The organism is bacterium (genome assembly GCA_024742285.1).
In the GTDB taxonomy this organism is placed as follows: Bacteria; Myxococcota_A; UBA9160; order UBA9160; family UBA4427; genus UBA4427.
Genome location: JANSYR010000008.1, coordinates 57,526 through 81,108 on the forward strand (window position 1 = coordinate 57,526; position 23,583 = coordinate 81,108).

Annotated in this window: 23 protein-coding genes; 9 read left to right on the top strand and 14 right to left on the bottom strand. The window is 69.4% G+C overall.

Features of this window, described 5'->3' with window-relative positions:
* Position 1: 1 nt before the first annotated feature.
* From NXI30_15515 to NXI30_15545, 7 genes are all read right to left on the bottom strand, one after another.
* Positions 2-2,482: a carbohydrate binding family 9 domain-containing protein gene (locus NXI30_15515; protein ID MCR9095629.1), complete on the bottom strand. Its 2,481-nt coding sequence runs from the start codon at positions 2,480-2,482 to the stop codon at positions 2-4.
* Between the two features lie 173 nt (positions 2,483-2,655).
* Positions 2,656-3,474: a hypothetical protein gene (locus NXI30_15520; protein ID MCR9095630.1), complete on the bottom strand. Its 819-nt coding sequence runs from the start codon at positions 3,472-3,474 to the stop codon at positions 2,656-2,658.
* A gap of 34 nt (positions 3,475-3,508) precedes the next feature.
* Positions 3,509-3,910, bottom strand: a complete 402-nt coding sequence (locus NXI30_15525; protein MCR9095631.1) for a nuclear transport factor 2 family protein — start codon at positions 3,908-3,910, stop codon at positions 3,509-3,511.
* A 41-nt stretch (positions 3,911-3,951) separates the two neighbouring features.
* Positions 3,952-4,842, bottom strand: coding sequence for a TauD/TfdA family dioxygenase (locus NXI30_15530; protein MCR9095632.1), 891 nt, complete (start codon positions 4,840-4,842; stop codon positions 3,952-3,954).
* Positions 4,839-5,756 carry a 3-keto-5-aminohexanoate cleavage protein gene (locus tag NXI30_15535; protein MCR9095633.1) on the bottom strand — a complete coding sequence of 306 codons (918 nt, stop codon included), beginning with the start codon at positions 5,754-5,756 and terminating at the stop codon, positions 4,839-4,841. The genes NXI30_15530 and NXI30_15535 overlap by 4 nt, the downstream gene beginning before the upstream one ends.
* A complete protein-coding gene (locus NXI30_15540; protein ID MCR9095634.1) occupies positions 5,757-7,463 on the bottom strand; it encodes an amidohydrolase family protein in 1,707 nt (568 codons plus the stop codon).
* 114 nt (positions 7,464-7,577) lie between these two features.
* Positions 7,578-8,579 carry an MBL fold metallo-hydrolase gene (locus NXI30_15545; protein ID MCR9095635.1) on the bottom strand — a complete coding sequence of 334 codons (1,002 nt, stop codon included), beginning with the start codon at positions 8,577-8,579 and terminating at the stop codon, positions 7,578-7,580.
* A 90-nt stretch (positions 8,580-8,669) separates the two neighbouring features.
* Between NXI30_15545 and NXI30_15550 the strand changes: the two genes are divergently transcribed.
* Complete coding sequence (locus NXI30_15550; GenBank protein ID MCR9095636.1) at positions 8,670-9,584, top strand: LysR family transcriptional regulator; 915 nt, start codon at positions 8,670-8,672, stop codon at positions 9,582-9,584.
* A gap of 24 nt (positions 9,585-9,608) precedes the next feature.
* Here NXI30_15550 and NXI30_15555 read toward each other — a convergent pair whose 3' ends face one another.
* Complete coding sequence (locus NXI30_15555) at positions 9,609-10,073, bottom strand: nuclear transport factor 2 family protein (protein ID MCR9095637.1); 465 nt, start codon at positions 10,071-10,073, stop codon at positions 9,609-9,611.
* Between the two features lie 120 nt (positions 10,074-10,193).
* Positions 10,194-11,060, bottom strand: coding sequence for an alpha/beta hydrolase (locus NXI30_15560; protein ID MCR9095638.1), 867 nt, complete (start codon positions 11,058-11,060; stop codon positions 10,194-10,196).
* Positions 11,061-11,139: 79 nt separating this feature from the next.
* On the opposite strand from NXI30_15560, the gene NXI30_15565 reads away from it, so the two are divergent.
* The 3 genes from NXI30_15565 (at position 11,140) to NXI30_15575 (ending at position 14,269) form a co-directional block, all read left to right on the top strand.
* Entirely contained in the window at positions 11,140-11,817 is a 678-nt protein-coding gene (locus tag NXI30_15565; GenBank protein MCR9095639.1) for a carboxypeptidase-like regulatory domain-containing protein, read from the top strand.
* A 230-nt stretch (positions 11,818-12,047) separates the two neighbouring features.
* Positions 12,048-12,950 carry a hypothetical protein gene (locus tag NXI30_15570; GenBank protein ID MCR9095640.1) on the top strand — a complete coding sequence of 301 codons (903 nt, stop codon included), beginning with the start codon at positions 12,048-12,050 and terminating at the stop codon, positions 12,948-12,950.
* A 56-nt stretch (positions 12,951-13,006) separates the two neighbouring features.
* On the top strand, positions 13,007-14,269 hold the full coding sequence (locus NXI30_15575; protein MCR9095641.1) for a hypothetical protein: 1,263 nt from the start codon (positions 13,007-13,009) through the stop codon (positions 14,267-14,269).
* Here the strand turns inward: NXI30_15575 and NXI30_15580 are convergent.
* Positions 14,223-14,990, bottom strand: coding sequence for an enoyl-CoA hydratase-related protein (locus NXI30_15580; protein ID MCR9095642.1), 768 nt, complete (start codon positions 14,988-14,990; stop codon positions 14,223-14,225). The genes NXI30_15575 and NXI30_15580 overlap by 47 nt on opposite strands.
* Before the next feature lie 45 nt (positions 14,991-15,035).
* Entirely contained in the window at positions 15,036-16,139 is a 1,104-nt protein-coding gene (locus NXI30_15585; protein MCR9095643.1) for an ecdysteroid 22-kinase family protein, read from the bottom strand.
* 122 nt (positions 16,140-16,261) lie between these two features.
* On the opposite strand from NXI30_15585, the gene NXI30_15590 reads away from it, so the two are divergent.
* Positions 16,262-17,755, top strand: a complete 1,494-nt coding sequence (locus tag NXI30_15590) for an amidohydrolase family protein (GenBank protein MCR9095644.1) — start codon at positions 16,262-16,264, stop codon at positions 17,753-17,755.
* On the opposite strand, the gene NXI30_15595 is transcribed toward NXI30_15590, so the two are convergent.
* The 3 genes from NXI30_15595 to NXI30_15605 are packed head-to-tail and all read right to left on the bottom strand — an operon-like array spanning position 17,752 to position 19,953.
* Positions 17,752-18,987 (bottom strand): sulfotransferase, encoded by a 1,236-nt coding sequence (locus tag NXI30_15595; GenBank protein ID MCR9095645.1) that lies wholly within the window; start codon positions 18,985-18,987, stop codon positions 17,752-17,754. The genes NXI30_15590 and NXI30_15595 overlap by 4 nt on opposite strands.
* A gap of 5 nt (positions 18,988-18,992) precedes the next feature.
* Positions 18,993-19,385 carry a hypothetical protein gene (locus tag NXI30_15600; GenBank protein MCR9095646.1) on the bottom strand — a complete coding sequence of 131 codons (393 nt, stop codon included), beginning with the start codon at positions 19,383-19,385 and terminating at the stop codon, positions 18,993-18,995.
* Between the two features lie 52 nt (positions 19,386-19,437).
* Positions 19,438-19,953 (bottom strand): MarR family winged helix-turn-helix transcriptional regulator, encoded by a 516-nt coding sequence (locus NXI30_15605; GenBank protein ID MCR9095647.1) that lies wholly within the window; start codon positions 19,951-19,953, stop codon positions 19,438-19,440.
* Between the two features lie 89 nt (positions 19,954-20,042).
* Between NXI30_15605 and NXI30_15610 the strand changes: the two genes are divergently transcribed.
* Genes NXI30_15610 through NXI30_15625 form a run of 4 tightly spaced genes read left to right on the top strand, consistent with a single transcriptional unit; the run spans position 20,043 to position 23,504 of the window.
* Positions 20,043-21,149 (top strand): amidohydrolase, encoded by a 1,107-nt coding sequence (locus NXI30_15610; GenBank protein ID MCR9095648.1) that lies wholly within the window; start codon positions 20,043-20,045, stop codon positions 21,147-21,149.
* 56 nt (positions 21,150-21,205) lie between these two features.
* A complete protein-coding gene (locus tag NXI30_15615) occupies positions 21,206-21,910 on the top strand; it encodes a nitroreductase family protein (protein MCR9095649.1) in 705 nt (234 codons plus the stop codon).
* The gene (locus tag NXI30_15620; GenBank protein ID MCR9095650.1) at positions 21,907-22,752 is read left to right on the top strand and encodes a TauD/TfdA family dioxygenase; all 846 of its coding nucleotides are present in this window, start codon (positions 21,907-21,909) and stop codon (positions 22,750-22,752) included. Before NXI30_15615 ends, NXI30_15620 begins: the two co-directional genes overlap by 4 nt.
* Positions 22,749-23,504, top strand: a complete 756-nt coding sequence (locus NXI30_15625) for a ChbG/HpnK family deacetylase (GenBank protein ID MCR9095651.1) — start codon at positions 22,749-22,751, stop codon at positions 23,502-23,504. Before NXI30_15620 ends, NXI30_15625 begins: the two co-directional genes overlap by 4 nt.
* The last annotated feature ends 79 nt before the right edge of the window (positions 23,505-23,583 follow it).

Consider the following 23,583-nt stretch of genomic DNA (forward strand, 5'->3'; position numbering starts at 1 on the left):
CCTAGAACCGGAACGTCCAGCGGATCTTCGCGGTCGGCTGCGTCTCGCGCACCCGGAGGTCGCCGGGCTTCGCGTCGACGTTCTGCCCGACGACGACGAAGAACTCGCGCCCGGGCTCGACGATCCAGCGCAGCCGCGTCTGGAACTGGGCCGCCTCGGTCGCGTTGTCGTACTGCAGGAGGGTGGACCAGATGATGTCCGGGGTGAAGTTCACCTGGAGCCGGAGTCGCGCCAGCTGGATCGTGAACTGACGCTTCTGCACGTCCGCGCTCGGCGTCGCATTCACGCAGTTCCGCGAGGCCGGATCCCCGTCGACCAGGCCGTAGCACGATTCGATCCCCCAGAACTGCCGACGGTCGTACTCGAGGGAGAGGAGCAGGTACTTCGACGGCCGCCACTCGACCAGGGGCGCGGTCCGGAGCCCGATGCCTCCGAAGAGCTGGCCCAGGCCGGTGTTGTAGCGGAACCGGACCTTGCGGTGCTGACTCGTCTCGAGGCGCAGGATCCCGGACATGCTGTGGTAGCGACCGCGCAGGATGCCGATGTGGTCGGCGATGTAGAAGGCGTTCTTCGGCGCGTCGTAGGCGTAGTAGAAGAGGATCTCGATCGAGTCGTCGACCTGGCTCGTGACCTTGAAGGGCAGGAAGAGATTGGCCGTCTCGATCTTGTCGTTCCGGTCGGTCGTGAGGTCGCCGTCGAAGGTGACGTCCCAGGTCCGGATGAGACTCTCCTGATTGCGCCATCGATATCGGTACTGGGCGTCGTAGCGACGGAGGTCCCGTCGGTTCACGAAGCCGAGCGCCGGATCGAATCGCTTGCCGACGTCCCGGAAGCGCAGCCTCCAGTTCACCCGGTCGTTCGGGTACGAGAGCGTCGCGCCCCAGGCGGTCTCGCGGCGCCCATATTGTCGTCCCGAGAAGTCCTGCTGGATCCAGAGATTCCCCGACACGAAGCGATTCGGGACCAGCTGGCTGCTCCGGTAGTTGAAGTCGGCGCCGGCGAGCAGGTTCTCGCGATCCGATTCGGGATCGCCGTGCGTGAGCAGGACGCCCACGTTCGACTCCTCGAGGACGTTCGCGGAGACCCGGGCGACCGCGAGGTTCTCGCCACCGAGGTCCGAGCGCGTACCCGCTCCGTTCGGCGGATCGCTCTGGAAGTTGCGATCCTGTTGGATGTCGATGAAGCCGATGTTGTATCGGCCCACCCGACCGGTCAGCCGGCCGCCGCCCAGGAGCCGGACGTCGCGGGGGCCGCGGGCGAGCGCCTGACGGGCCAGCCGGGGCGCACGCGGATTGCTCTGGAGGCCGATCCGACGAGAGAAGAAGGGCAGGATCCCATCGGATCCCTCGAGGTCGGCGAACTGGAAGATCCCGGTGTCGCGCAGGAAGAATTCGCGCTTCTCGGGAAAGAAGAGATCGAAGCGATTCAGGTTGACCTGGGCGTCGTCGATCTCGGTCTGCGCGAAGTCGGTATTCGCCGTCGCCGAGAGGAGCAGCCCCGGGGTCACGCGGTAGAAGGCATCGAAGCTCGGTTCGATCCGCGCCTCCGCATGGGCGTCGTAGTCGCGCATGCCGGGCGCGCTGGTGTCCCCCTGCTGGTCGACGTTCGCACCGAGGGAGAAAGTCGGGACGACGTCGAGGCCGAGCCCCTGCTCGGCGACGGCCATGCCCGTCAGCGTGCCGGCCCGGCTCATGTTGATCCCGAAGCGCTGGCGCGACGGGTCCGCCCAGCGATTCTCCTCGTTGTACCGACGAACGCGTCGGAACATCTGGAGGCCCCAGTCGTCGGCGCCCGGCCGGAACGGCAGGGTCTTGAAGGGGATCTCCATCTCGGCGGTCCAGCCCTTCGAATCGATCACGGCGTCGGCGAACCAGATGCCGTCCCAGTTCTCCTCGAAGACGCCGCGTGCGAAGGTTCCGTCGCGGCGGCCGCCATTGGGGTTCACCTGGAAGAAGAACCCGTTCTGGCGGTCGTGAAAGGTATCGAGCAGGACCGTGAAGTTGTCGTCGTAGAAGAAGACGTCGCTCCGCCCCATCCGATTCGCGACGATCTTCTCGGGATCCGGGTCGTAGGCGCGGATCGAGAGATAGAGCTTGTCGCCGTCGGTGATGATCCGGATCTCGCTCTCGAAGCTCGACGGCGTACAGAAGATCGGCTCGACCTGGGTGAGGTCGGTGATGGGCGGCGCCTTCGCCCACACTGCATCGTCGAGCCGCCCGTCGATCACCGGCGCCTCGTCGACGAACACCGCGTGGGCCGTCGGATTCTGCCCGCGGTCGCATTCCTCGACGACGGGCGGGACGTAGTCGCCCGTCTCCGCGGACGGCGTGCCTTCGATGGCGGCCTCCTCTGCGTCTGCTTCTGCGAAGACGACGCGCGGCCACGCGAACAGAGCCACCGCGAAGAGCGCGGCGACGGCGAACCGTCGCGCGCGCCGATCCTCGAGGCGGGCTCGTCCTGTCCGAAGCGAGGCCGGGGCCACGTCGCATCTCCCGTCGGCGGCTCCCCGCCGACGCGGTCGAGGGCGCACTCATGGAGTGGGAATGGAGTTACGAGACGGTGCGTCTCGGACGATTCACGTTACCTCTTCTGGCCCCGGCGACCACCGGCATTCGACCGGTAGCGAGAGCGCAGATCCGGCCCGAGGCCCTCGGATCAGACCTCGTCGACGTAGCGGTCGGTGCCGGGCAGCGTCGGAATGAAGCCGGCGGCCATCGAGACGCGACCCATCCCCGCCGCCTCCTGCGCCGCGCCGAAGCCGCTGAACTCTTCCTGCCAGGCCGCGTCCGGCGTGCGGTCGAGGAAGAAGATCTCGAGCGAGCGCCGGTCCGCCCCTTCGTCCGGCTCGACGTACGCCGGCGAGGTCTCGGGGAGCTGGAGCGGATCGAGGGCGAGACAGAGCGCCGCGCTCGATCCGGGCAACGCCTTCGGGAGGTACTCGTCCAGAAGCCAGGCCTCACGCGCGTCTCGCGTCACGCCCTCCGGCCGCTCCGAGAGCATCAGGACGATCCCCGGGAAGGGATGGTCGAGCGCAACCTCGGGCGGGATTCCGTCGTCGTCGCGGGTGACCCCGAAGCGGTGGGCGTAGAAGCTCGCGTGGACCGCGCGACGCTTGGCTTTCCCGCCCATCCGGTCGTTCTCGTAGAGCCAGAGTACGCGCTCGAGCGACCAGTCCTCGGCCTTCTGATGGAAGCCCCGCTCCATCCAGTAGAGGGCGAGAAAGGAGCCGATGGAGGTATCCGGCACTTGTGGCGACGAGGCGGGATAGCGGAGGGCCTTCAGGTCCCGGGTGGCGACGAAGCGCTTCCCGGCGAAGAAATGCTCCCCGGTCATGCACCCGGCGTAGAAGTGGTCCCGCTCGTACCAGCGGTTGAACTCGCGCGCCGCGCCGGGCGCGGGCTCGAGCAGACTGACGAGGATGCTCCCGAGCGCGACACCGTACTCGGGCTCGTCGTCGACGCGGATCACGCGCATGTCGCCCCCTCTCCCTTCCGGGTCCTGACCTCGACTACTCGCCGACGAGCACCTTCCGAGCGTGCTCCGTGTCCATGTACTCCTTCCACTCGGTGATCTGCCCGTCCCGGGCGCGCATCACGAAGTGGTACTCCTGGGCGTACGTGTCGCCGCGGAAGGTCGTGCCGTTGCTGTGCGCCTCGATCGCGACGGAGTCCCCCTCCGCGATCATCCGGTCGATCGTGAAGGTCAGCCCCTCCGGAAAGAGGTCGAGCACGGCGGGCATGCCGGCGAGCGCGCCCTCCTTGTCCCCGTCGCCGCTGAAGGGCAGCGAGCCCGTCACCCAGATCTTGAAGTCGTCGGCGTAGTTCTTCTTGACCCACTCGACGTCGGCGCGGGTGAGCGCGTCGATCATTTCGCGGGCGAGCCGCTTGTTGTCCTCTTCCTGCTGACCCATGTCTCGGGACTCCTCGATTCGATCGGATTGCGGGTTCGAGCCTAGAGCAGACGACCCGTCTGGTGCTCGCCCTTCATGGTCGTCCGGTGGACGACCCGATCGTGGCCGGGCGGGACGCCACGCGCCGTGTGCATCGTGCGCCAGTTGTCCCAGAGCACCATGTCACCCTCCTCCCAGTCGTGGACGTAGGCGAAGCGATCGTCGAGCACGTGGTCGACCAGCTGCTCGAGAATCGGATCGCCGTCTTCGCGGGAAAGCCCCACGACGTCGATCAGGTGCACCGTCGAGAGCGAGAGCGACTTCCGGCCACTGATCGGGTGGACCCAGACCAGGGGATGGGCGACGTCGGGGAACTCGGGATAAGGGACGCTGCCCTTGTCGACGAGAGCGACGCCCGGGGGCCTTCCGAAGCGCATCTCCTCGAGGTTCCAGACGAAGTCGAAGCGTCCCTCGAGTCCGTCGATCCGCGCCTTCGTCGCCTCGTCGAGCGCGTCGTAGGCCGCGGCGGTGTCGATCCAGCCGGTCTCGCCGCCGACCGCGGGCTTCTCGACCATGCGCAGGATCGCTCCGCGGTTCGGCGTCGTCGTATAGATCAGGTCCGTGTGGTAGGGGATCCGCCCGACGATGTCCTCGCCGGCGAAGCGATAGGTCATCTGGTCCGTGTCGTCGGCCTTCTGGGCGAGACGGATGATCTCGGGCACTCCGTCGAGCCGGATGCTCTCGACCGGGTGGACCTCGAGCTCGCCGAAGGCACGGGAGAGACGCAGGTGACGTTCGTTCGACGTGCCCATCCCGCGGAAGAGCACGATCGCGTACTCGAGCCAGACCTCGTTCAGGGCCTTCGCCGTGGCGGTGTCGATCTCGCGGTCGAGATCGAGGCCCGTCACCTCCGCACCGATTCCGCCGGCCAGCGGCTTCGCATCGAAGTTCATGCTTCCCTCCTCTTCGGCGGGGTCGACAACAACGCCCGTGTCCCGGCCGGGTCCGCGATCTCGCGTCCGATCTCGCGGGCGTAGCCCACGACCCGCTCGACCTGCTCCGCGTTCGTGAGCCGTTCGCCCTCGAAGAGCGGGTTGTCGCCTACGCCCGTGCGGACGTGACCGCCCTGCTCGACCGCGAAGCGCGACAGCGCCGCGTGCCCTTCGCCCTCGACGTAGGTCATCCAGCGGTAGGGGACGTCGTCGGGCAGGCAGCCCTCGGTCAGCATCCGGAGACCGGCCACCGTCGGAGGCGCGCCCCAGGCGTGGTTCTCCGAGAGCGTGATCTTGAAGAAGAGCGGATCGTCGATCCAGCCGAGCGCGCGATAGGCGAGGACGTGACGCACGTGGCCGAGCTCGCGGACCGTGAAGCTGTAGGTGATCGCCTTCTCGCGGGCGAGGCCGAAGAAGTACTCGATCTCCTTGTGGCTGACCGAGAGGATGTAGTCCCAGCCGAGCCCCTTCGCGTCCCCGCCCCAGTCGAAGTCCGCGTAGTTGACCGCGCCCGGGTCGATCGTCGCGAAGTCGAGACGGACCTCGGGGTCGTCCGCCAGCGCCGCCAGGTGGCTGAAGCGCTCCTCGGGCGTCGGCGAGGCCCCGTAGGTCGGATAGAGCAGCACGTCCGCATTCTCGCGCCGGATCGCGCGCATCACGTCCCGATACCACTCGGTCCCGGGGTGGAGCAGATCCCCGGTCTCGGCGTCGCGCGCGTGGAAGTGGAGGATGGAGGCGCCGGCCGCGGCGGCCGCCAGTGCATCCTCGACGACCTCCTCCCGGGAGATCGGCACGCTCGGGTTCTGGTCCTTCGTCACCTGCTCGTTGAGCGAGCACTCGATCACGAGCGGCTCCATCTCCGGCCCGCTCGCCAACTAACGCGCTCCCGCGCCGCGTCGCAGGATCCGACCGGGCAGCGCGCCGGTGTGTCGTCCCTCGCGGAGCAGCACCTCGCCGCCGACGATCGTCGCGAGGAAGCCCGTCGCTTCCTGGACGAGGCGCCGGGCGCCGCCGGGCAGGTCGTGCTCGATGTGTGGGACCGCCGGCGCGACGGTCTCCGGATCGAAGATCGCGAGATCCGCGACGTTCCCTTCCACGATCCGGCCTCGATCCGAGAACCCGAACGCCGCCGCCGGCTGCGCGGTCAACATCGAGACCGCTTCCTCGAGACCGACCGCCTGCCGCTGCCGCACCCAGTAGCCGAGCAGATGCGTCGCGATCGAGCAGTCCGAGATCTGGGAGACGTGGGCGCCGGCGTCCGAGAACGTGACCAGCGAACGGGGGTGCTTCATGAGCGCGAGCACCTGATCCTCGAGCTCGTTCGCGAAGGGCTGCAGGAAGTTCTGCTTGAGATCGCTCTCGAGGGCGAGGTCGATCATCAACTCGACCGGGTCCACGCCCCGCGCCTTCGCGAGATCGCTCACGCGTTCGTGGGGCCCGAGCGGATCGCCCATCACGAGGACCCAGTCGTAGTCCGGCTTGCGGGCCTCGGCCCCGACGGCCTGTCCGTACTCCCCGTGATGCGCCTCGTGGACGAGCTTCGCGCGGGTCTCGGGGTCCCGGAGCGCGGCGATCTGCTCCTCGCGAGAGCGCGCGCGGAGCGCCTTCCATTGCGGGAGTCCGTCGAAGGGCAGCTGCCCCTCGAAGTTGAGGACGATGTTGAACTGCCGCGAGTGGACCTGGGCGAACATGCGTCCGCCGCCGTCGGAGACGCGATCGACGAGGCCCATCCACGGCCGCCAGCTCTCCGGCGCGTGCCGACTGCTGCCGACCCCGAACATCACGGTCGCCCCGCTCTCCTTGGCGAGGGACTCCATCCGGCCGAAGTACTCGGGCTGCGCGCTCGGGTCCTCGACCGCCGCATCCTCGTTCGTGATCTCGAAGATGCCGCCGGCGCCGCCGGCGACCCCGACCAGCGCGCGGACCTCGTCCCAGCTCGCGAGACGGCTCGCGACCGGTCGATCGTCGGAGGTCTGGTGATTGAGCGTGCGCGACGTCGTGAAGCCCATCGCCCCGGCGGCCATCCCGGCGGCGAGCTCCCGCTGCATCGCCGCGACGTCGTCGTCGGTCGCTTCTTCCTCGAAGGCGCGCTCGCCCATCACGTAGGTGCGCAGCGCCGAGTGGCCGACGTAGCCCGAGTAGTTGATGCCCTTGGGCAGGGCGTCGATCGTGTCGAGGTACTCCGCATAGGTCTCGAAGCCCCAGCTGATCCCTTCGGCCATCGCCGCCGGCGAGATGTCCTCCGCGCGCTCCAGGTTCCGCACGACCAGCTCCCGCGCGTCGGAACGAGAAGGCGCGAGGGTGAAGCCGCAGTTGCCCATCACGACGCTCGTGATGCCGTGGTACGAGGAGCAGGTCCCGAGCGGATCCCAGTAGACCTGGGCGTCCATGTGGGTGTGGCCGTCGATGAAGCCCGGGGTGACGACGTGCCCTTCGGCGTCGAGGGTTTCCTGCGCGGCCTCTCCGGCGAGATCACCGATCGCGGTGATGCGTCCGTCGGAGACCGCGACGTCCGCGCGTCGACCGGGCTGGCCGGTGCCGTCGACGACGGTGCCGTTTCGAATCAGGAGGTCGTGGGCCATGGGATGCTCCTCGCTCGGGGAGACTCCATGGTTCCAGGGTGGCGAGGGGCTGTAAAGACGGGGCGAGAGCGGGTCTGGCGGCCGGAATCGGGCGTTTTCCGCCGGTCCCCGGGATCAGCGGACGAGCCGCTGGTGGCCGAGGTGGACCTCGATCCCGGGATGGCGTGCCGCGAGATCGCGCAGCCAGGCCAGACTCCTGGCGTTCGCCGCGTGGTCGGCGGTGAACGAGCCGGGCTCGACGCCGTTCGCCCAGCCCCAGGCGGTGTGACAGGTATCGCCGACGAGGAGCTTTGGTCCTTCCGGCGTGCGCGCGAGGAAGGCCGTCGATCCCGGCGTGTGCCCCGGCGAGTGGATCGCGAAGAGCGAGCCGTCACCGAAGACGTCGAGGATCGACCGAGCGTCGTCGCCGGAAGGCGGCTCGAAGTCGAGCTCCTGGAGTGCCGCGTCCCGCGCGATCAGGCGGTCGAGGGTGCCGCGGGTGAACAGGTTGAGGAACGCCCGGCCGCGCGTCTCCCCCCGCCCGACGAAGACCGGAACGCTCTCGGGCACGTCGGGCAGCCCCATCACGTGGTCCATGTGGATGTGCGTGAGCAGCACGCCGGCCGGCTCGCGCGACTGCGTTTCGAGCCACTCCGCCGTCGAGACGTGCACGTCGAGGGCGTCGGTCCCCATCACCGCGTCGACCAGCGCGCTCACCTGAGGCGCGCGGCCTTCCTGTCGGAAGACCTCGGCGACCCCCGAGTCGACGAGCCAGGTGCCCTGCGTCGGGTGGCGCAGCACGTAGAGGAAGATCTCGATCGGCTCGGGACCCGACTCGACGCCCTGTCGCCGGGTCTCGGGATGGTCGAGGTTGATCAGCCCGCTCCGGTCGACGACCCAGTCCGCGGCCACGATCCGCTCGAAGGTGATCGGGCCCGGCTCGTCGAGGTCGACCGTGAGTGCGTCGACGGAGGCCGCTCGGCCGAGATCGGAGCGCTCGGTCGGCTGACTGCTGGCGGTGCAGCCGGTCTGGAGCCCGGTCGCCAGCAGCGCCGCCAGCCACAGGGCCGCGGGGACCCAGGTCAGGGCGGTCGCGCCATCGCAGGGGCGGTCCGTCGGTCGGGGAATCCGGATCATGTCGTTCTCCTCGCGCTGAGTGCGTGCTCACACTCTCGGACATACTCACGCAGATGGAAATCCTAATTTTTTAGATACATTCATCGAAATATGGATACTCAGCAGATGCACTGGGACGACGCCCAGACCTTCCTCGCGGTGGTCGAGGCGGGGAGCATCAGCGGCGGGGCCAAACGGCTCGGACTGGGACAGCCGACGGTCTCCCGCCGGATCGCGCTGCTCGAGGAGCGGCTCGGCATGGCGCTCTTCCAACGGACCCAGCAGGGCGCGCGGGTGACCGAGGCCGGGGCGCGGCTCCTGCCCGCGGCGGAGCAGATGGCGCGCTGGGCCGGCGAGTTCGGACGGATCGCCCGCGGCGCCGAGTCCGCGCCGGAGGGCCTCGTCCGGATCGCCTCCCCGCCCGCCCTCGCCGTCGACGTGGTCGCCCCGCTCGCTGCCGAGCTCCAGGCGGAGCACCCGGCGATCCGTCTGGAGATCCTCTCGAGCGTGAGCCACGTCGACCTCGTGCGCGGGGAGGCGGACCTCGCCATCCGGACGCGTCCGCCAAGCGAGCCCGAGCTGACGACCCTCGCCTCCGACACGATCCGGGCCGGCGTCTTCGCGGCCCCGGACTACGTCGCCGCCCTCGCCGAACGCCGGGCCGCCGCCGGCAGGACGGGACCGACCGAACTCGCAGAGCTCGACTGGATCACCTGGGCGCGCCCCTTCGAGCACGTGCCGCCGCGACCGATGCTCGCTCGGGCGATTCCCGACTTCGTGCCCGCGTTCACGAGCGACGACTACCTGGTCCAGCGCGCCGCCGCCGTCGCGGGGCTCGGCGCGATGATCCTCGACGAACGGGGGGCGGCGAGCGTCGGACTCGAAGCGATCGACGTCGGTTTCACGCCGCCGACCACCTCGTTCGGTCTGGTGTGCGCGAAGAGCGCGCGAAACGTGCCGCGCATCCGTCTGGTCGCCGACTGGATCGCGCGCCAGATGGCCGCCTTCGACGACGCCGCGGCGTGAAAGCGCGCTCGAACGCGGCGCCGATCAGCCGGCGGCCTGCGCCCGCTTCATGATCTCCTCCATCCAGCTCGCAGGGAGCTGCTGGGTGAAGGACTGCATGTCCCAGAACTCGTGCCAGTCGGCGATCCGGCCGTCGCGGATCTCGTGCACGCACATGACCGGGAGCGCCAGGACTTCGCCGGTCGGGAAGTGCCACTCCTCGGCGCGCCGGGACATGACGCGGGTCTCGCCACCGACGACGGTATCGACGCACATGGGGAACGCGTTCAGACCCGAGATCGCGTTGTAGAGCTTCGCCGTGATCGCCGCGGGTCCGACGGCGTCGGCGGCATGGCTGGGCTCGTCGCGGTAGCGCGCGTCTTCGTGGAAGAGCTGCCCCACGGCCTCGAAGTCCATCGTCTCCATCAGGCCGAAGAAGCGCTCGATCAGATCGAGGTTGGCTCGGGCGGCGTCGGTCGCGTTCTCGCGCGCGGCGTCGAAGGGATTCATCAAGGTCTCCGTCTCGTTCGGGTTCGAGGCGCCAGCATAGGGGTCGACCGGAGCGGATGCCGCGCCTCCCTCGAAGGTCGGATCCGGTCGTCGCAGGACGAGCGCACGGGCCGTCGCGCCCTACCCGCGCGCGAACCCGATCAGGGCGTCCGCGATCGCGTCGCTGTTGGCGATCGTCACGTCGTGGCCCATGCCGTCGATCACGACCAGCGGTGCCCCCGCCCGCTTCGCCGTGTCCTCGCCGCATGCGAGCGGAATCAGCGGATCGTCGCTGCCGTGCAGCACCTGGAAGCGGGTCCCGACCTCGGCGAGCCGTTCGTGGCGGGCGGCGTCGGAGACGACGGCCATCATCTGGCGCGCGGTGCCCGCCGGGCAGTAGCAGCGATCGTACGCGCGCTCGCAGTAGGAACGAAGCTCCGCCTCGGTCATCGGGAAGGCGGGGCTCCCGATCAGGATCTGGTTGCGCATGTTGTGTCGGATCACGATCTCGCGATCGTCGGGGTCCGCCGGCTGCGAGTTCAGCGCCTCGAGCGCTTCCGGCGTTCCGGTCGGCAGTCCGGGCGCGCCGGAACTCGACATCACGCTGGTGACCGAGCGGAAGCGATCCGCGTGATCGAAGGCGAGGTGCTGGGAGACCATGCCGCCGAGGGAGATCCCGGCGGCGTCCGCCTGCGCGATCTCGAGCGCGTCGAGGACGCCGACCACGTCCCGGGCCATGTCGCCGACGCCGTAGGGCGCGGCCGCGCTCCCGGTCACGACGTCGACGAGCGAGGGCATCGGGACTTCATCGATCTTCGCCGACAGCCCGCAGTCCCGGTTGTCGAGGAGGACCACCCGGTAGCCCGCGTCGACGAAGCGATCGAGGAAGACGTCGGGCCACTGGATCAGCTGCGTCGACAAGCCGCGAAGCAGGACGAACGCCGGGGCACCTTCGTCCCCCCGCGTCTCCACCTCGATCCGGATTCCGTTCGCCTCGACCTGCGCCATGCCGGTTCCTCTTCCTCCTCGCTTCGGCCACTCTACGCGGTAGCCTCCGGTGGACGCCAGCCGGGGACGAGGAGAATCCGTGTCGGCCCTCGCATCGATCCGAGCTTCGCGCCCCGCCCGATCATCCGCTCTCGCGGCGGCGCTCCTCCTCCTCGCGGCCGCCCCCGCGCCTGCGGACGACCATGGCGCCTCCGGAACCGTCCTCGATTCGCGGACGGGCGAAGCGATCGTCGGCGCGTGGGTCTTCGAAGCGGTGCCCGGCGAGCGCCTCGGGTCGGACGTTCGACGCTTCGAGCGGGTTCGAGAGACGCGAACGGACGAGCGCGGCCGATTCCACTTCGCACCCGATGCGCGTGGCTGGGTCGCCCGGCTCTTCTCGGAGGAGACGTCGCCGCGCTACCACGTCTACCACGAGCGCTACGGCCTGGTCTGGGGTCGCGAAGGCGCCGGCCAGATCGAGCTCTCCCTGCGCGACGCGCACCTGCGTTCGGCGGATGCGAGCCAGCTGTGCGGCACGCGGGAAAGCGACGCGCTGCACGCCCGTGTTCGCGCGCGGCACTGCCCGCCGGCCCAGCCGGATCGCTTCGCCGATGGACGCCCGCGCGCGACCGGCGCCGTCGACGACCGGGGTCGTCGTTCCGGCCCGTGGCGCTTCTTCCGCGAGGACGGGTCGCTGCTGGCCGAAGGGCAGTACGTCGCGGGCGCCGCGAGCGGCCGATGGGTATTTCACCCGAGCCCCGGGACCAAAGGCAACTAGCATCGGACGAGCGGCGCATCCGAAACGAAACGTCCGGCGCCGGATCGTCCCACGCGGATCATGACCCCGCGTTCGTTTGCGACCGGCGTTCGCATTCTCGGCGCCCAACGAGCCATCTTCGCTCTTGATTCCGGAAGCTGACGGAGCGTAAGCTGGATTCGTCGCGCGTGCCGAGGGGGCCATCGCGACACGTCCGAGCCGGCGGCCGGCTCTCCTGGGGGAAAGCGACGATGTCCGCACGAACTCGAATCCGCACCGTACTCGGTGCGCTCCTTCTGGCGCTCGGCCTGTCCGTCTTCGCGACGACCGCGATGGCGGGCGTCGGTGGCGACGACGCCGGAACCTGTGTGAACGCGTGCGGCGGCTACGGCGGCGGCAACAACGGCAACAGCTGTTATTGCGACGCGAGCTGCGCGACCTACGGCGACTGCTGCGCCGACTACCAGCCGGTCTGCAACGCCAACACGGGCTGCAATCCGAACAGCGGGAGCCGCTACATCCTCCATCTGGGCGGCATGTGCTCGCAGGGCTGGAACGACGCGCTCGCGAACGCCTCCGGATACACGTCGATCGACGTGAAGGCGGTCCAGACGAACCACAGCGGCCTCGCCGACGCGAGCCACACGATGGGCATCTACCTCGACCAGTGCTGCACGGGATCGAACCTCTGCTACGTGATCAACTACTCCGGCGGTGACGCCGTGATGGGCCATCGGATGGCCAACACCAACACGAACTACAACATCAACTGGGTGGGCACGTCGGCGGGCGCCGGCGGCGGCAGCGCCCTCTCCGGCAACTTCCTCGCCGACATCTTCGGTCCCTGCGATTACGCGGGACACCTCGGCCGGAGCGAAGTCCGCAACGCCTACAACCACAACGACACCAACGGCGAGACCGTCTACCACATCGGTGGCTACGACGGCTGGTGGTACACGTCCTGGCTGCTGCCCGGCGAGGACGACGGCGCCGTCGCCTACCACTCGGCCGGCGCGGTCACGAGCGTGACCGGAACCAGCAGCATGTGCACCGGGCCGAAGTGGAGCAACCACTACGCGGCCTGGACCTGCTCCGGCTACAACGAAGACCACTACGAGATGAAGGACCGCTTCATCCAGAACCTGGGCTGGTAGGCGGATCTCCGCCCACCCGCCTCCCGTCGCGCCGAGCGCGCGAGGAGAACGAACCCTTGGCAGGGGCGCCGGACGACGAGAATGACGAGCCGATCACGCGCGGCTCCTCTCGCGTCCGGCGCCTCGCCAGCCAGGGGTTGGGCGCGATGAGCCTCGTCGCCGTGGCCGCGATCGTGCTCACCCTCGGCGGGATCGCCTGGGGCCTCTCGTGGCTCGCCGACCGTTCGAGCCACGACGGCGGCCCGACCCCCGACGTCGCTGCTGCGCCGCCGGTCGCGATCGCGAGTCGGGTCGACGCCGAGGCGCTCCCGCCGACGGTCCGGCGCTATCTCGAACAGACGGTCTACCCGCCGAGCGTCGGCCGACTGACCGAAGCCCAGGCAGACCTCACCCAGCCGAATCGCCGCTTCGAGGAGTACCGACCGATCCCGGAGACGTTCAGCCAGAACGCCGACGAAATCGTGACGGTCCGGCTGACCTGTGATCACTACTACTACGAAGGCGACGACCCGATCGAGCTCTCCCTCGAGGTCCTGCGCGGCAATACGGCCGTAGAGATCCTGTCCCTCGACGCCGGGGTCACGCGCGAAGGGCGGTCGGGGCTCGAAGGCGGCCGCACGGCGGTCCGCTTCACCCCCGAAGCCGACCAGTGGGTCGCGACCCTCGATCCGGCCCGCTTCGCCGACCACCACGGCCCGATCGTGGTCGACGCGCGGATCCAGTACGCGCCCGACGGCTGGCACGACGAGACGCTCCGCCTCTTCCTGACCCCCGCCGGCCGGATCCCGGCACGCTTCACGGGCGGAGTCGAGGACGAGGTCGTGAACGGCCACCTCCTCGTCCGCGTCGGAATCGAGGTCGACCAGCCCGGGCAGTACCGGATCGACGCCAACCTCTACGACCGGAACGACCGCCCCATCGCCTTCTCCGCCTACAAGGGCCGGCTCTCCCCGAGCGACCGCACGGTCCCGATCGAGTTCTTCGGCCGTCTCCTGCGGGACATCGGGGCGCGTGGCCCGTTCCGGGTCGGCGAGATTCGCGGCTACCGGTTCATGGACGGCGAGTATCCGGACCGCGAACGGATGGCCGGCCTGCCCGGCCACTTCCCGATCCGTGACCATCCTCTCGAGGCGTTCTCCGCCGACGAGTTCATGGACGCGCACAAGGCGCGGATGGTCGAGCTGCTGATGGAGGACGTCGCGCGGGGCATCGCGATCGAAGCGCCCCCGGTCGCCCGACCTGGGAGCGACGCCTCACCTCCGAAACCTTCGCCTAGCGCGCCTTCCACTCCGGCGAACGCTTCTCCAGGAAGGACATGACGCCCTCCCGCTGATCCTCGGTCCCGGCGATCTCCTCGAAGGCGCGCTCGGTGAGCGCCCACCCCTGCACGTCGCCCTTCGCGACGAACTCGTTCACCGAGCGCAGGCACCCCTGGACCGAGAGCGGCGCATTCTTCGTGATCCGCGCAGCAAGCTCGAGCGCGACCTTCACGGTCTCCCCGGGCGCGACCAACCGGTTCACGAAGCCCGCGGCATGGGCGCGCTCCGCCTCGATCGGCTCCCCGGTCAGGATCAGCTCCTTCGCCAGATTGAGCGGAAGCGCGTTCGGCGCGCGAAAGATCCCGGCGCACGTCGGGATCACGCCGATCGAGACCTCGGGCAGCCCGAAGAGCGCCTCCGTCGAGGCGACGACGAGATCGCAGGCGAGCACGATCTCGAGCCCCCCTCCGAGCGCCCGTCCTTCGACCGCCGCGATCAGCGGCTTCCTGCGAACCCGCCGGATGATCCCGTACTCGCCGCCGCGCTCGGTCACGTAGTCACCGTTGCTGCGGAGATCGCTGCCCGCGCAGAAGATCGGCTCGCCCCCGGTCAGGACGCCCGCCCAGAGCGAGTCGTCGTCGTCGAGCTCGTTCAGCGCGGCGTCGAGGGCATCGGCCATCTTGCGATCGACGGCATTCCGCTTCGCCTCGCGAACCATGCGGATCACGAGCACGTTGCCCTCACGGCGGGTCTCGACGCGAGCGTCGTCGGAATCGGACATGGGGTGGGCTCCTCGGTGGAAGGATTCGGATTCGGCCCGACCTTGCTAGTCGGGAACGACCTCGAGGACGTCGAGGTCGATCATGATCTGCGAGAGTCGGCGCATGTTCTCCTGGGTGATCTCCAGGCCGTAGTGGGCGATCGGGCAACAGCCCCAGCCGATCACGAGCCCCCAGAACGTGGCCTGGCGGTGAAGCGTCCAGGTCGCTTCGCGATCCGGAACCTCGGTCACGCCGTGCCGCGCCAGCTCCTCGAGATAGAAGTCGAGCAGCGCCCGTTCGTGCACGCGCCGGAGGTCGACGGACAGGCCGGTCGTGATGATGTAGGTGACGTCGCGAATGAAGCAGCCACGGTGCGAGAGCTGGAAGTCCAGCCAGCCCATGCGTCCGTCGGGCAACACGTAGGTGTTCCCGAGGTGCGTGTCGCCGTGGAGCAAGGTCCGCGGGGCCGCTTCGAGCGGTCCGGCCGCGATCTTCATCATGTCGGCGTGGAGGCCCGTCATGTCCCGGCCGAGGGGCGCAATCAGATCGTGGCGCCACGGCTCGTCCTCCATGTGCTGCTCGATCTGGGGCAGCGTATGCCCCCAGAACGCCTCCATCCCTCCGCCTCCGGGTGTCGCCATCCATCCGAAATCTTGATCGAGGGTCGGGCTCTGCCAGTGGCGGGCGTGCAGCGCCGCCAGGTCACCGACCAGCTGGCGGATCTGATCCAGCGAGATGTCCATCGTCACGTTCGCGAACACACCGCCCCGCTCGCGCAGATCCTCGAGCAGGATGCCGAAGTGCCCGGACTCGCGATCGAAGAGCGCCCCGAAGAACACGGGGGCTTCGAAGGGAACGTCGGGTCGGATCTCGCGATAGAATCGCACCTCGGTCTCGTACATGACGGCGGGCGCGTGCGGCACGTCGAGCATCGTCTTGAGCACGACCCTGCGCGGCAGGTGTTTCGGGGCGGTGCCCGAGGCGTAGTCGAGATCGAGCACGAGCCGATCGGCGGTCGAGGCACGTCCGCTCGCGGCGCGCGCGGCGTCGACGATCGAGAGTCCTTCGACGACGAGCCCGGGCCGGTCCTGCGAGAGGACGTGGGTCAGCAGCTCGGGCGTCAGATCGTCCTCGTGCTTCGGGAAGACGAAGGCGGGGGAATCGGGCATCGGGTCTCCAAGCAGGTCGAAGGAGTGTCGAGCGCGCACACTGCCCGGTCAAGAAGCGATGCGCTGGCCACGCGGAAGCCCCGACGCTATTCCCCTCCCATGACCGATCGAGCCTGCGCGCGATGATCCGCTTCCTCCTCCGCTTCGTCGCGCTGCCCCTCGCCGTGGCGCTCCTGCTCGTCGCCCTGGTCGTCGTCGCGTTTTTCTCGGACTTCGGCGGCCCCCCTCCCCTGCCGCTCGGGCCGCCGACCGAGGGCTTCGAGAACGTCGTCCTGATCGAGCCTGGCCTGCGCCGCGAAGCCGGCCGGCGGATCGTGATCGCCGAGGGACGGATCGAGCGGATCGAGGAGACGACGACACCCGGCGATTCCCCGGCGCGCTACGTCCTGCCCGGCCTGGTCGATGCCCACGCTCACCTCGCGCCCGGCTGGATGCCCGGACAGGCGGAGCTCTACAGCTTCCTCTTCCTGCGCCACGGCGTGACCGGGATCCGGATCGCGGCGGACGCGGGCGACGGCAGCTCCCTCGAGACGCGGGCCGCGATCGAGCGCGGCGAGTACGCCGGCCCGCGAATCGCGAGCTGCGGCCCCTTCATCGATGGTCCCGGCGCGAAGTTCGCCAGCGCCGAGGTCGTGACGACCCGCGAAGAAGCGCGGGCCGCCGTCGCGCGCGTCGACGAGCAGGGCTTCGACTGCATCAAGGCCTACAACGAGCTCGACGCGGAGACCCTCGCGGGCGTGCGCGAGGAGGCGGCGACCCGGGGACTGCCGGTGATCGGTCACGTGCCGTATCGGCTCACCCTCGAGGAGGCGCGCCTGGACGACGTGCAACACATGTTCGGCTTCCACCAGCGGCTCGATGCGGACTCGTTCCGGTCGATGGATGGCTGGTTCGGCGTCGACGACGCGCGGGTGGACGAAGTGATCGCCTTCCTGAAGCGGAACGGCGGCGCGATGTCGACGAGCCTGGTCGCCGGACGACGGATCGCGCGCTCGCGGAAGACCCACGACGACCCCGACGATCCCATGCGGCGGTGGCTGCCGCCGTGGTACGCCGACGCCTTCTGGCGGATCCCCGGCGGCATCAATCCCGGCAACCTCCTGCCTGAAGATCGCCTCGCGACCCTGGAACGCGCGATCGCACACCAGGCGCGAATCGTGCCTCGCCTCCATCGCGCCGGCGTCGACCTGCGCGCGGGCACCGACTGCTTCGCACCGCCGGTCATCCCAGGCGCGAGTCTGCAGGAAGAGCTCTCGATCTTCGTCTCCGGCGGCCTCACGCCGGAGGAGGCCCTCGCGATCGGGACGCGCGGCTCGGCGCGGGCCCTCCCGATCGAAGGGCTCGGTCGCCTCCAGGAAGGCGCGCCCGCGGACCTGCTCGTCTTCGAGAAGGACCCGACCCGTGACCTCGCGAACCTCGACGCCCTCATCGCAGTCGTGAAGGAGGGTCGGATCTACTCGCGCGAGGCCCTCGACGCCCAGGAAGCGCGGTACCGCGAACACTTCGACGGGTTCTTCCAGCGACGACTCGCGACGCCACTCCTTCGAACGGCGCTCAGCCAGCTGATCGCGATGACCTTCACGCCGAACGCCGAAGGAATGGACGACGAGTCCTAGACGTCGACGGCGGCGCAGTAGTCGACGAAGCGTTCGCGGACGATCTCGCGCGACAGGCCGAGGGTCTCGAGCGCGTGATCGTGACGTCCGCCGGGGGATGCGGCGCGTTCGGCGAGAAACCGCTCCATGCCCGCGCGCGCGACGTCCGTGAAGGGAAGCTCGAGCGCGGCATAGATGCTTCGGGCCATCGCGATCGGGTCCTCGCGGAGCGCCGGGTGCCGGACGTCGACGGCGGCGCCCTTCGGAAGCTCCGCCCGGAACTTCCGCGCGCGCTCGAGCGCCGGGGGCCAGTAGCCTTCGAGCAGCTCGCGACCGATCGCCTCCGGATCGACGTCGTCGGTGAAGAGCGCCCGGGTGTAGGCGATCAGACTGCCGACCGAAGAGATCGCTTCGGCGGGGTCGCGGTGGGTGAAGATGAACTTCGCGTCGGGGAAGACGTCCCGAAGCGCCTCGAGGTGGAGGATGTGCGTGGGATCCTTCAGCAGGAAGCGCTCCCCCGCAGGCCGGGCGGCGACGACGAGCTTCAGCTGACGCAGATAGGCGCGGTAGGCGAGCCGCGCGTCCTCCGCGAGCAGCCACTCGGCGTAGCCCGGGACGCGATACTGGAAATCGAATTGATGGGTCCGGAACACGTTCATGAAGAGTGCGACGCACTCCTCCGGCGACTCCGCCGTCATCGGATGGATCGCGTCGTAGCCCGGCGCCAGGAAGCGCAGCTGCCCGAGCATCTTGTCGAGCCGCTCCGCCCGTCGATCGTCCCGACCCGCCGCGGGGGGGACCGGATCGAAGCTCTCCCAGTAGGGCATCGTCCGGTTCGCCGGGTCCTGCGCGAGGAGTTGATGGAGGAAGGTCGTCCCCGTTCGTGCCCAACCGATGATGAAGATCGGCGACGGCAGCTTCGTCTCGAGGCGCTCGGGCGCGTCGGCGAGGGCTCGTTCGATCCGCAGGTGGGTCCGGGCGAGACGAAGCGTGTCGTCCTGGGCCGAGAAGCGGCCGAGGGTCGTGAAGTCGACGTGGCGGGTGAGATCTTCGACGAGGACGCCGAGCGCTTCGCGCGCCTCTGCGGTCGGCCCGGGGCCGCCGGGCTCCCGGGCGCTCGCATCGGCCCAGATCTCCTCTGCGTCGAGCGGGCCCGTCGGGATCAGCCGCCCCACGCGATTCAGTCCGCGCACCAGCCACGGATGACTCGCGCGCGCGCCGGGAAAGCGGGGCACGTCGATCGCCTGCGACACCGCGCTCAGCCTCCGTCCGGCTCCGAATAGGGATCGACCGCTTCCTGTCCGGCTTCCGCATACGTCGCTCGCCCCTGGCGGATGTTGAGGAAGCGCACGCCCTCTTCCCACACCTCGAAGCCGTACTTCGTGTCGGCCTCGAGGTAGACGACGGTGCCGGGGCCACAGCGTCGCTTCCCCATCGAGAACCCACCCTCGAGCACGTACATGATCTCGTCGTGGTCGTGGCTGTGGACCGGCGCGACGAGTCCGCCCGGCAGCCAGTTGACGTGCACCCACGGCCCGCGCTCGAGATCGCCGACGAGCTGCCCGCCACCATCCGGATGATCGTCCTCGCCCTGCGGCCCCCCGCGGATCCACGGGGCATCGTCGATGTGCATGATGATCGCGCGGCCCATTCGCCTCTCCTCTGCGGACCGCATGGCAGCCCACGCCCGCCGTTCGGAAGAATCAGTCGGCTTCGTTCGGGCCGGCGTTCCGGTAGTCGGCCTCGAAGCCCTCGAGCAGGGTCGTCAGGCGACGACCGATCGACGCGACGTCCCGCGGACGGAGCCGCTCGAGGATCCGCTCCCGCCCCTCGCGATAGCTCGCCGCCGCCGCTTCCGCGACCGTGTCTCCGGTCCGCGTGAGCTCGACGAGCACGCCGCGGCGATCGTCCGGGTCCGGCCGGCGACGGACCCGACGCGCGCGCTGGAGCCGATCGAGCAGCTTCGTCATCGCCCCCGACGTACAGACGATCTCCCTGGACAGCGCCTTCGGGGAGAGGGCGCGCTCGGGGGCCCGCTGGAGCAGTCGGAGGACGGAGTACTCGTTGAACGAGAGACCGTGGGGCTGGAGGCTTTCCCGCTGGAGCGCCTCCAGGAAGAGCCCCGTCCGCGCGAGGGTCGTGAACATCGCGAGCGGATCGTCGTCGGAATCGGGGGCTCCGGCCGGGAGCGATCTGAGTCGGCCGCGGGAATCGGGCATTGGCGCACTCCTCGCGAAAAAGATAGCTTCTTCCAAAGTAACTTCCTAGGAAGCGATTCCGAGACGCCCGCCGCAGAGGGGATCCCGCCATGTCCGCGCCCGGCCCGCCGCCCATCATCGACGCCGACGGCCACGTCGTCGAGCCGACCGAGACATGGTCGGCGATCCCGAACGACCTGCGAGGCTACGTGCCGACCCCCGTCGTCGAAGAGGACGCCTTCTACTTCCGCTCCGGCGACGCCGAGAGCTTCCGGATGCAGGCGCGCCCGGAGAGCCTCGCCTCGCCGCGCGGTCCGGGCGAACGGAGCGGGGCCGGCAACCCCGCGGTCGGCGCCGCCGATCCCAAGGCGCGTCTCTCCGACATGGACCTCGACCACATCGCCCAGGCCGTCGTCTTCCCGACCTACGGCCTGATGGTCCAGGCCGTCCCGGACCGGAACGCCCAGCTCGCTCTCTGCCGCGCGATCAACGACTGGGTGGCGGACTACTGCCGCGGCGAACCCTCGCGACTCTTCGGTATGGGCGTGCTCCCGCAGACCGGCCCGGAGGACGCCCTCGTCGAGGCGCGGCGATGCATCGAGCATCTCGACCTGCGCGGTGTCTGGCGAAGGCCCGAGCGAATCGACGGGACGCCGGCGCTCCACGACGCGAGCTACGAGCCGCTGTGGTCGTATCTCGCCGAAGCGGATCGCGCCTTCGCGCTCCATCCGGGCCTCAACGGCCTCGTGCCCGCGACCGAGCTCCGCGCGCGCTTCGAGGACGACTACTCGACGATGCACGCGGTCCACTTCCCGATGGAGCAGATCATGGGGCTCACCGACCTGATCGGGTTCGGCGTGCTCGATCGGCATCCGACGCTCCGGGTGGCGTTCCTCGAGTGCGGCGCAACCTGGGCCCTGGCCCAGCTCCATCGCCTCGACGAGCACCTCGAGCTCTTCGGCCTCCCGCACACGCCGAAGGAGAAGCCCTCCGAACAGTTCCGTCGCCAGGGCTTCGTCAGCGTCGAAGAGGTCGAGCCCGGCCTCGAAGCGACCCTCGAGGCCTATCCCGACTCGATCGTCTTCGCCTCGGACTATCCCCACGGCGACGGCGTCTTCCCTGGCTCGACCACCGAGCTCCTCGAAACCGACCGACTCGACCCGGCCCAGCGGGACGCGGTCTTCTTCGGCAACGCCCGGCGCCTCTATCGCCTCTGAGGGCATCTGAGACGCGCGCGGAAGCAAGGCTGCGCCCGCAGCTGAAAGGAAACGACATGCCCGGCCTCGACTCCATGACCCTACGCGACGCCATCTTCGGCCTCCGAGCGACGCGGATCTTCCGCGACGACCCGATCCCGGAGCCCGTCCTCCACGAAGTCCTGGAGGCGGCGACGATGGCCTGCAGCTCGGGCAACACGCAGCCCTGGGAGTTCATCGTCGTCCGGGACGAAGACACGAAGCGGGCGATCCAGAAGGAGATGAAGGACGCTTTCGCGATCATCGACGCCGAGCGCGCCCAGACCGAGGCCCAGCTGACCGACAGCTCGGGCCGTTCGGTCACCGGCCGCGCCGCGGTCGAGAACCTCCACCTGGTCCCCGCGATCGTCGTCGTCTGCTGGAACCCGGACCGCGGGATCCGCATGAAGAACGAGTACGAGGAGAACCCGGACGGCTCGCTCCGCGAGACGCGGGAGATCCCGGGCGGACGCGGCGTGAGCCTCTTCCAGTCGACCCAGAACATGATGCTCGCCGCGCGGGCCCACGGCCTGTCGTCGCTCTTCACGACCTTCTTCTTCCTGAAGCGCGACGAGATCCGGTCCATTCTGGGGATCCCGCCGCGGATCTTCATGGAGTGCGCGATCTTTCTCGGGTACAGCGACGAGCCCCTGGGCAAGCCCCGCCGGCTGCCCGTCGAGCAGGTGAGCCACGACGGACGCTGGGGCGATCGCCTCGAACTCGCGCAGGAGGACCGTGCATGAGTCTCTCGATCGAGCGACTGACGAAGGCGATCGGCGCGGAAGTCACGGGCGTCGATCTCGCGAAGGACCTCGACGAGGCGACGGTCGCGGAGATCCGAAGCGCGCTCCTCGACCATCACGTCCTCGTCTTTCGCGAGCAGGACCTGACCCCCGAGTCCCACATCGCCTTCGCTCGCCACTTCGGAGAGATCAAGCATCCCCCGGTCCGAACGGCCCACGGCGGTCCGCCCGAGATCAACGTCCTCGACCAGACCTCCCCCCGTGGCGAGGGCGCCGACAACTGGCACGCGGACAACACCTACACGCGGACCCCGCCGATGGGCTCGCTCCTGCGTGTCCTCGAGCTCCCGAGCGTCGGCGGCGACACGGCCTTCGCGAGCATGACCGCCGCCTACGAGGCGCTCTCTCCGCCCATCCAGGCGTTGTGTCGCGAGCTCACCGCCGTTCACGACGTCACGCGCTCGCTCAGCAAGGCGATCGCCAACGGGCACAGCATCGCCAACCTCACCGAGATGCAGGCCGCGCTCCCCCCGGTCGAGCACCCGGTCGTGATCGCCCACCCGGAGACCGGCGCGCCGGCACTCTTCGTGAACGTCAACTCGACGACCCGCCTCGTGGGCCTCGGCGAGCGCGAGAGCGAGACGCTCCTCCACTTCCTCTTCGAGCACGTGAAGTCGCCGGAGTTCCAGGTCCGCGTGAAGTGGGACACGCGGACCCTGGTCTTCCTCGACAACCGCTGCACCCAGCACTACGCCGTCCCGGACTACGACGAGCGCCGCGTCCTCCACCGCGTCGCGATCGAGGGGACGGTCCTCTCGGCCGCCGGAGCGCCGACTTCGTGAGCCGCGCGCGCCTGATCCTCCAGGCCGACGACTTCGGGATGTGCGACGCAGTCAACGAGGGGATCGCGCAGGCCTTTCGGGCGGGCACCGTCTCCCAGGCCTCGGTCATGGTCCCCTGCCCCGCCTTCGAGTCCGCCGCCGCCCTCGCGCGCGAGCTCGGGATTCCGGTCGGCGTCCACGGCACGCTGAACTGCGAATGGGACCATCTCCGCTGGGGCCCGCTCACCGAGGGAGCGACCCTCGTCGAAGGCGACGGCACCCAGCACCGGACCGTCGCCGCCGCCGCCCTGGCCCTCGACCCCGCCGAAGCCGGCGCCGAGCTCCTCGCCCAGCACGCACGCCTCGCGGAGGCGGGCCCGGCGCCGGTCTACATCGACTGCCACATGGGCCCGAGCAGCCGGGAGGGATACACCGAGGCGTGTCGCGCGACCGGCCTCCCCTTCCTGTATCCGATGATCGACGCGTCGCTCCGCTTCGACTCGATCGAGATGCTGAGCGACAAGCCCGCTCGCAAGAAGAGACGCTGGCTTCGCAACCATCTGAAGCGCCTCGCGCCCGGCACGACCCATCTCGTGGTGAGCCACCCCGCGACGGACGCGCCCGAGCTCCGCGGCATCACGCGCGAAGACAACGACAACTACGTCTGGGCCGTCCCGCACCGGACGTCGGATCTCGATCTGCTCGTCGACCCGGACCTGCCAAAGCTCTTCGACGAGCTCGACGTCGAGCTGATCACCGCCGCGGACGTCTGAGCGCCGACTCAGCGCGGGGATCGCCACGATTCGTTGCGCGCGCCGAAGCACAGCCCGCCTATCATGGTCGGGCTCGTTC

Bases quoted from the DNA above. Each gene is read 5' to 3' on its own strand.
- NXI30_15540 (MCR9095634.1), bottom strand. From the start codon at position 7,463: ATGGCCCACGACCTCCTGATTCGAAACGGCACCGTCGTCGACGGCACC.
- NXI30_15525 (MCR9095631.1), bottom strand. From the start codon at position 3,910: ATGGGTCAGCAGGAAGAGGACAACAAGCGGCTCGCCCGCGAAATGATC.
- NXI30_15615 (MCR9095649.1), top strand. From the start codon at position 21,206: ATGCCCGGCCTCGACTCCATGACCCTACGCGACGCCATCTTCGGCCTC.
- NXI30_15620 (MCR9095650.1), top strand. From the start codon at position 21,907: ATGAGTCTCTCGATCGAGCGACTGACGAAGGCGATCGGCGCGGAAGTC.
- NXI30_15530 (MCR9095632.1), bottom strand. From the start codon at position 4,842: ATGAACTTCGATGCGAAGCCGCTGGCCGGCGGAATCGGTGCGGAGGTG.
- NXI30_15610 (MCR9095648.1), top strand. From the start codon at position 20,043: ATGTCCGCGCCCGGCCCGCCGCCCATCATCGACGCCGACGGCCACGTC.
- NXI30_15600 (MCR9095646.1), bottom strand. From the start codon at position 19,385: ATGGGCCGCGCGATCATCATGCACATCGACGATGCCCCGTGGATCCGC.
- NXI30_15605 (MCR9095647.1), bottom strand. From the start codon at position 19,953: ATGCCCGATTCCCGCGGCCGACTCAGATCGCTCCCGGCCGGAGCCCCC.
- NXI30_15545 (MCR9095635.1), bottom strand. From the start codon at position 8,579: ATGATCCGGATTCCCCGACCGACGGACCGCCCCTGCGATGGCGCGACC.
- NXI30_15520 (MCR9095630.1), bottom strand. From the start codon at position 3,474: ATGCGCGTGATCCGCGTCGACGACGAGCCCGAGTACGGTGTCGCGCTC.
- NXI30_15560 (MCR9095638.1), bottom strand. From the start codon at position 11,060: ATGGCGCAGGTCGAGGCGAACGGAATCCGGATCGAGGTGGAGACGCGG.
- NXI30_15550 (MCR9095636.1), top strand. From the start codon at position 8,670: ATGGATACTCAGCAGATGCACTGGGACGACGCCCAGACCTTCCTCGCG.
- NXI30_15570 (MCR9095640.1), top strand. From the start codon at position 12,048: ATGTCCGCACGAACTCGAATCCGCACCGTACTCGGTGCGCTCCTTCTG.
- NXI30_15580 (MCR9095642.1), bottom strand. From the start codon at position 14,990: ATGTCCGATTCCGACGACGCTCGCGTCGAGACCCGCCGTGAGGGCAAC.
- NXI30_15555 (MCR9095637.1), bottom strand. From the start codon at position 10,073: ATGAATCCCTTCGACGCCGCGCGCGAGAACGCGACCGACGCCGCCCGA.
- NXI30_15585 (MCR9095643.1), bottom strand. From the start codon at position 16,139: ATGCCCGATTCCCCCGCCTTCGTCTTCCCGAAGCACGAGGACGATCTG.
- NXI30_15590 (MCR9095644.1), top strand. From the start codon at position 16,262: ATGATCCGCTTCCTCCTCCGCTTCGTCGCGCTGCCCCTCGCCGTGGCG.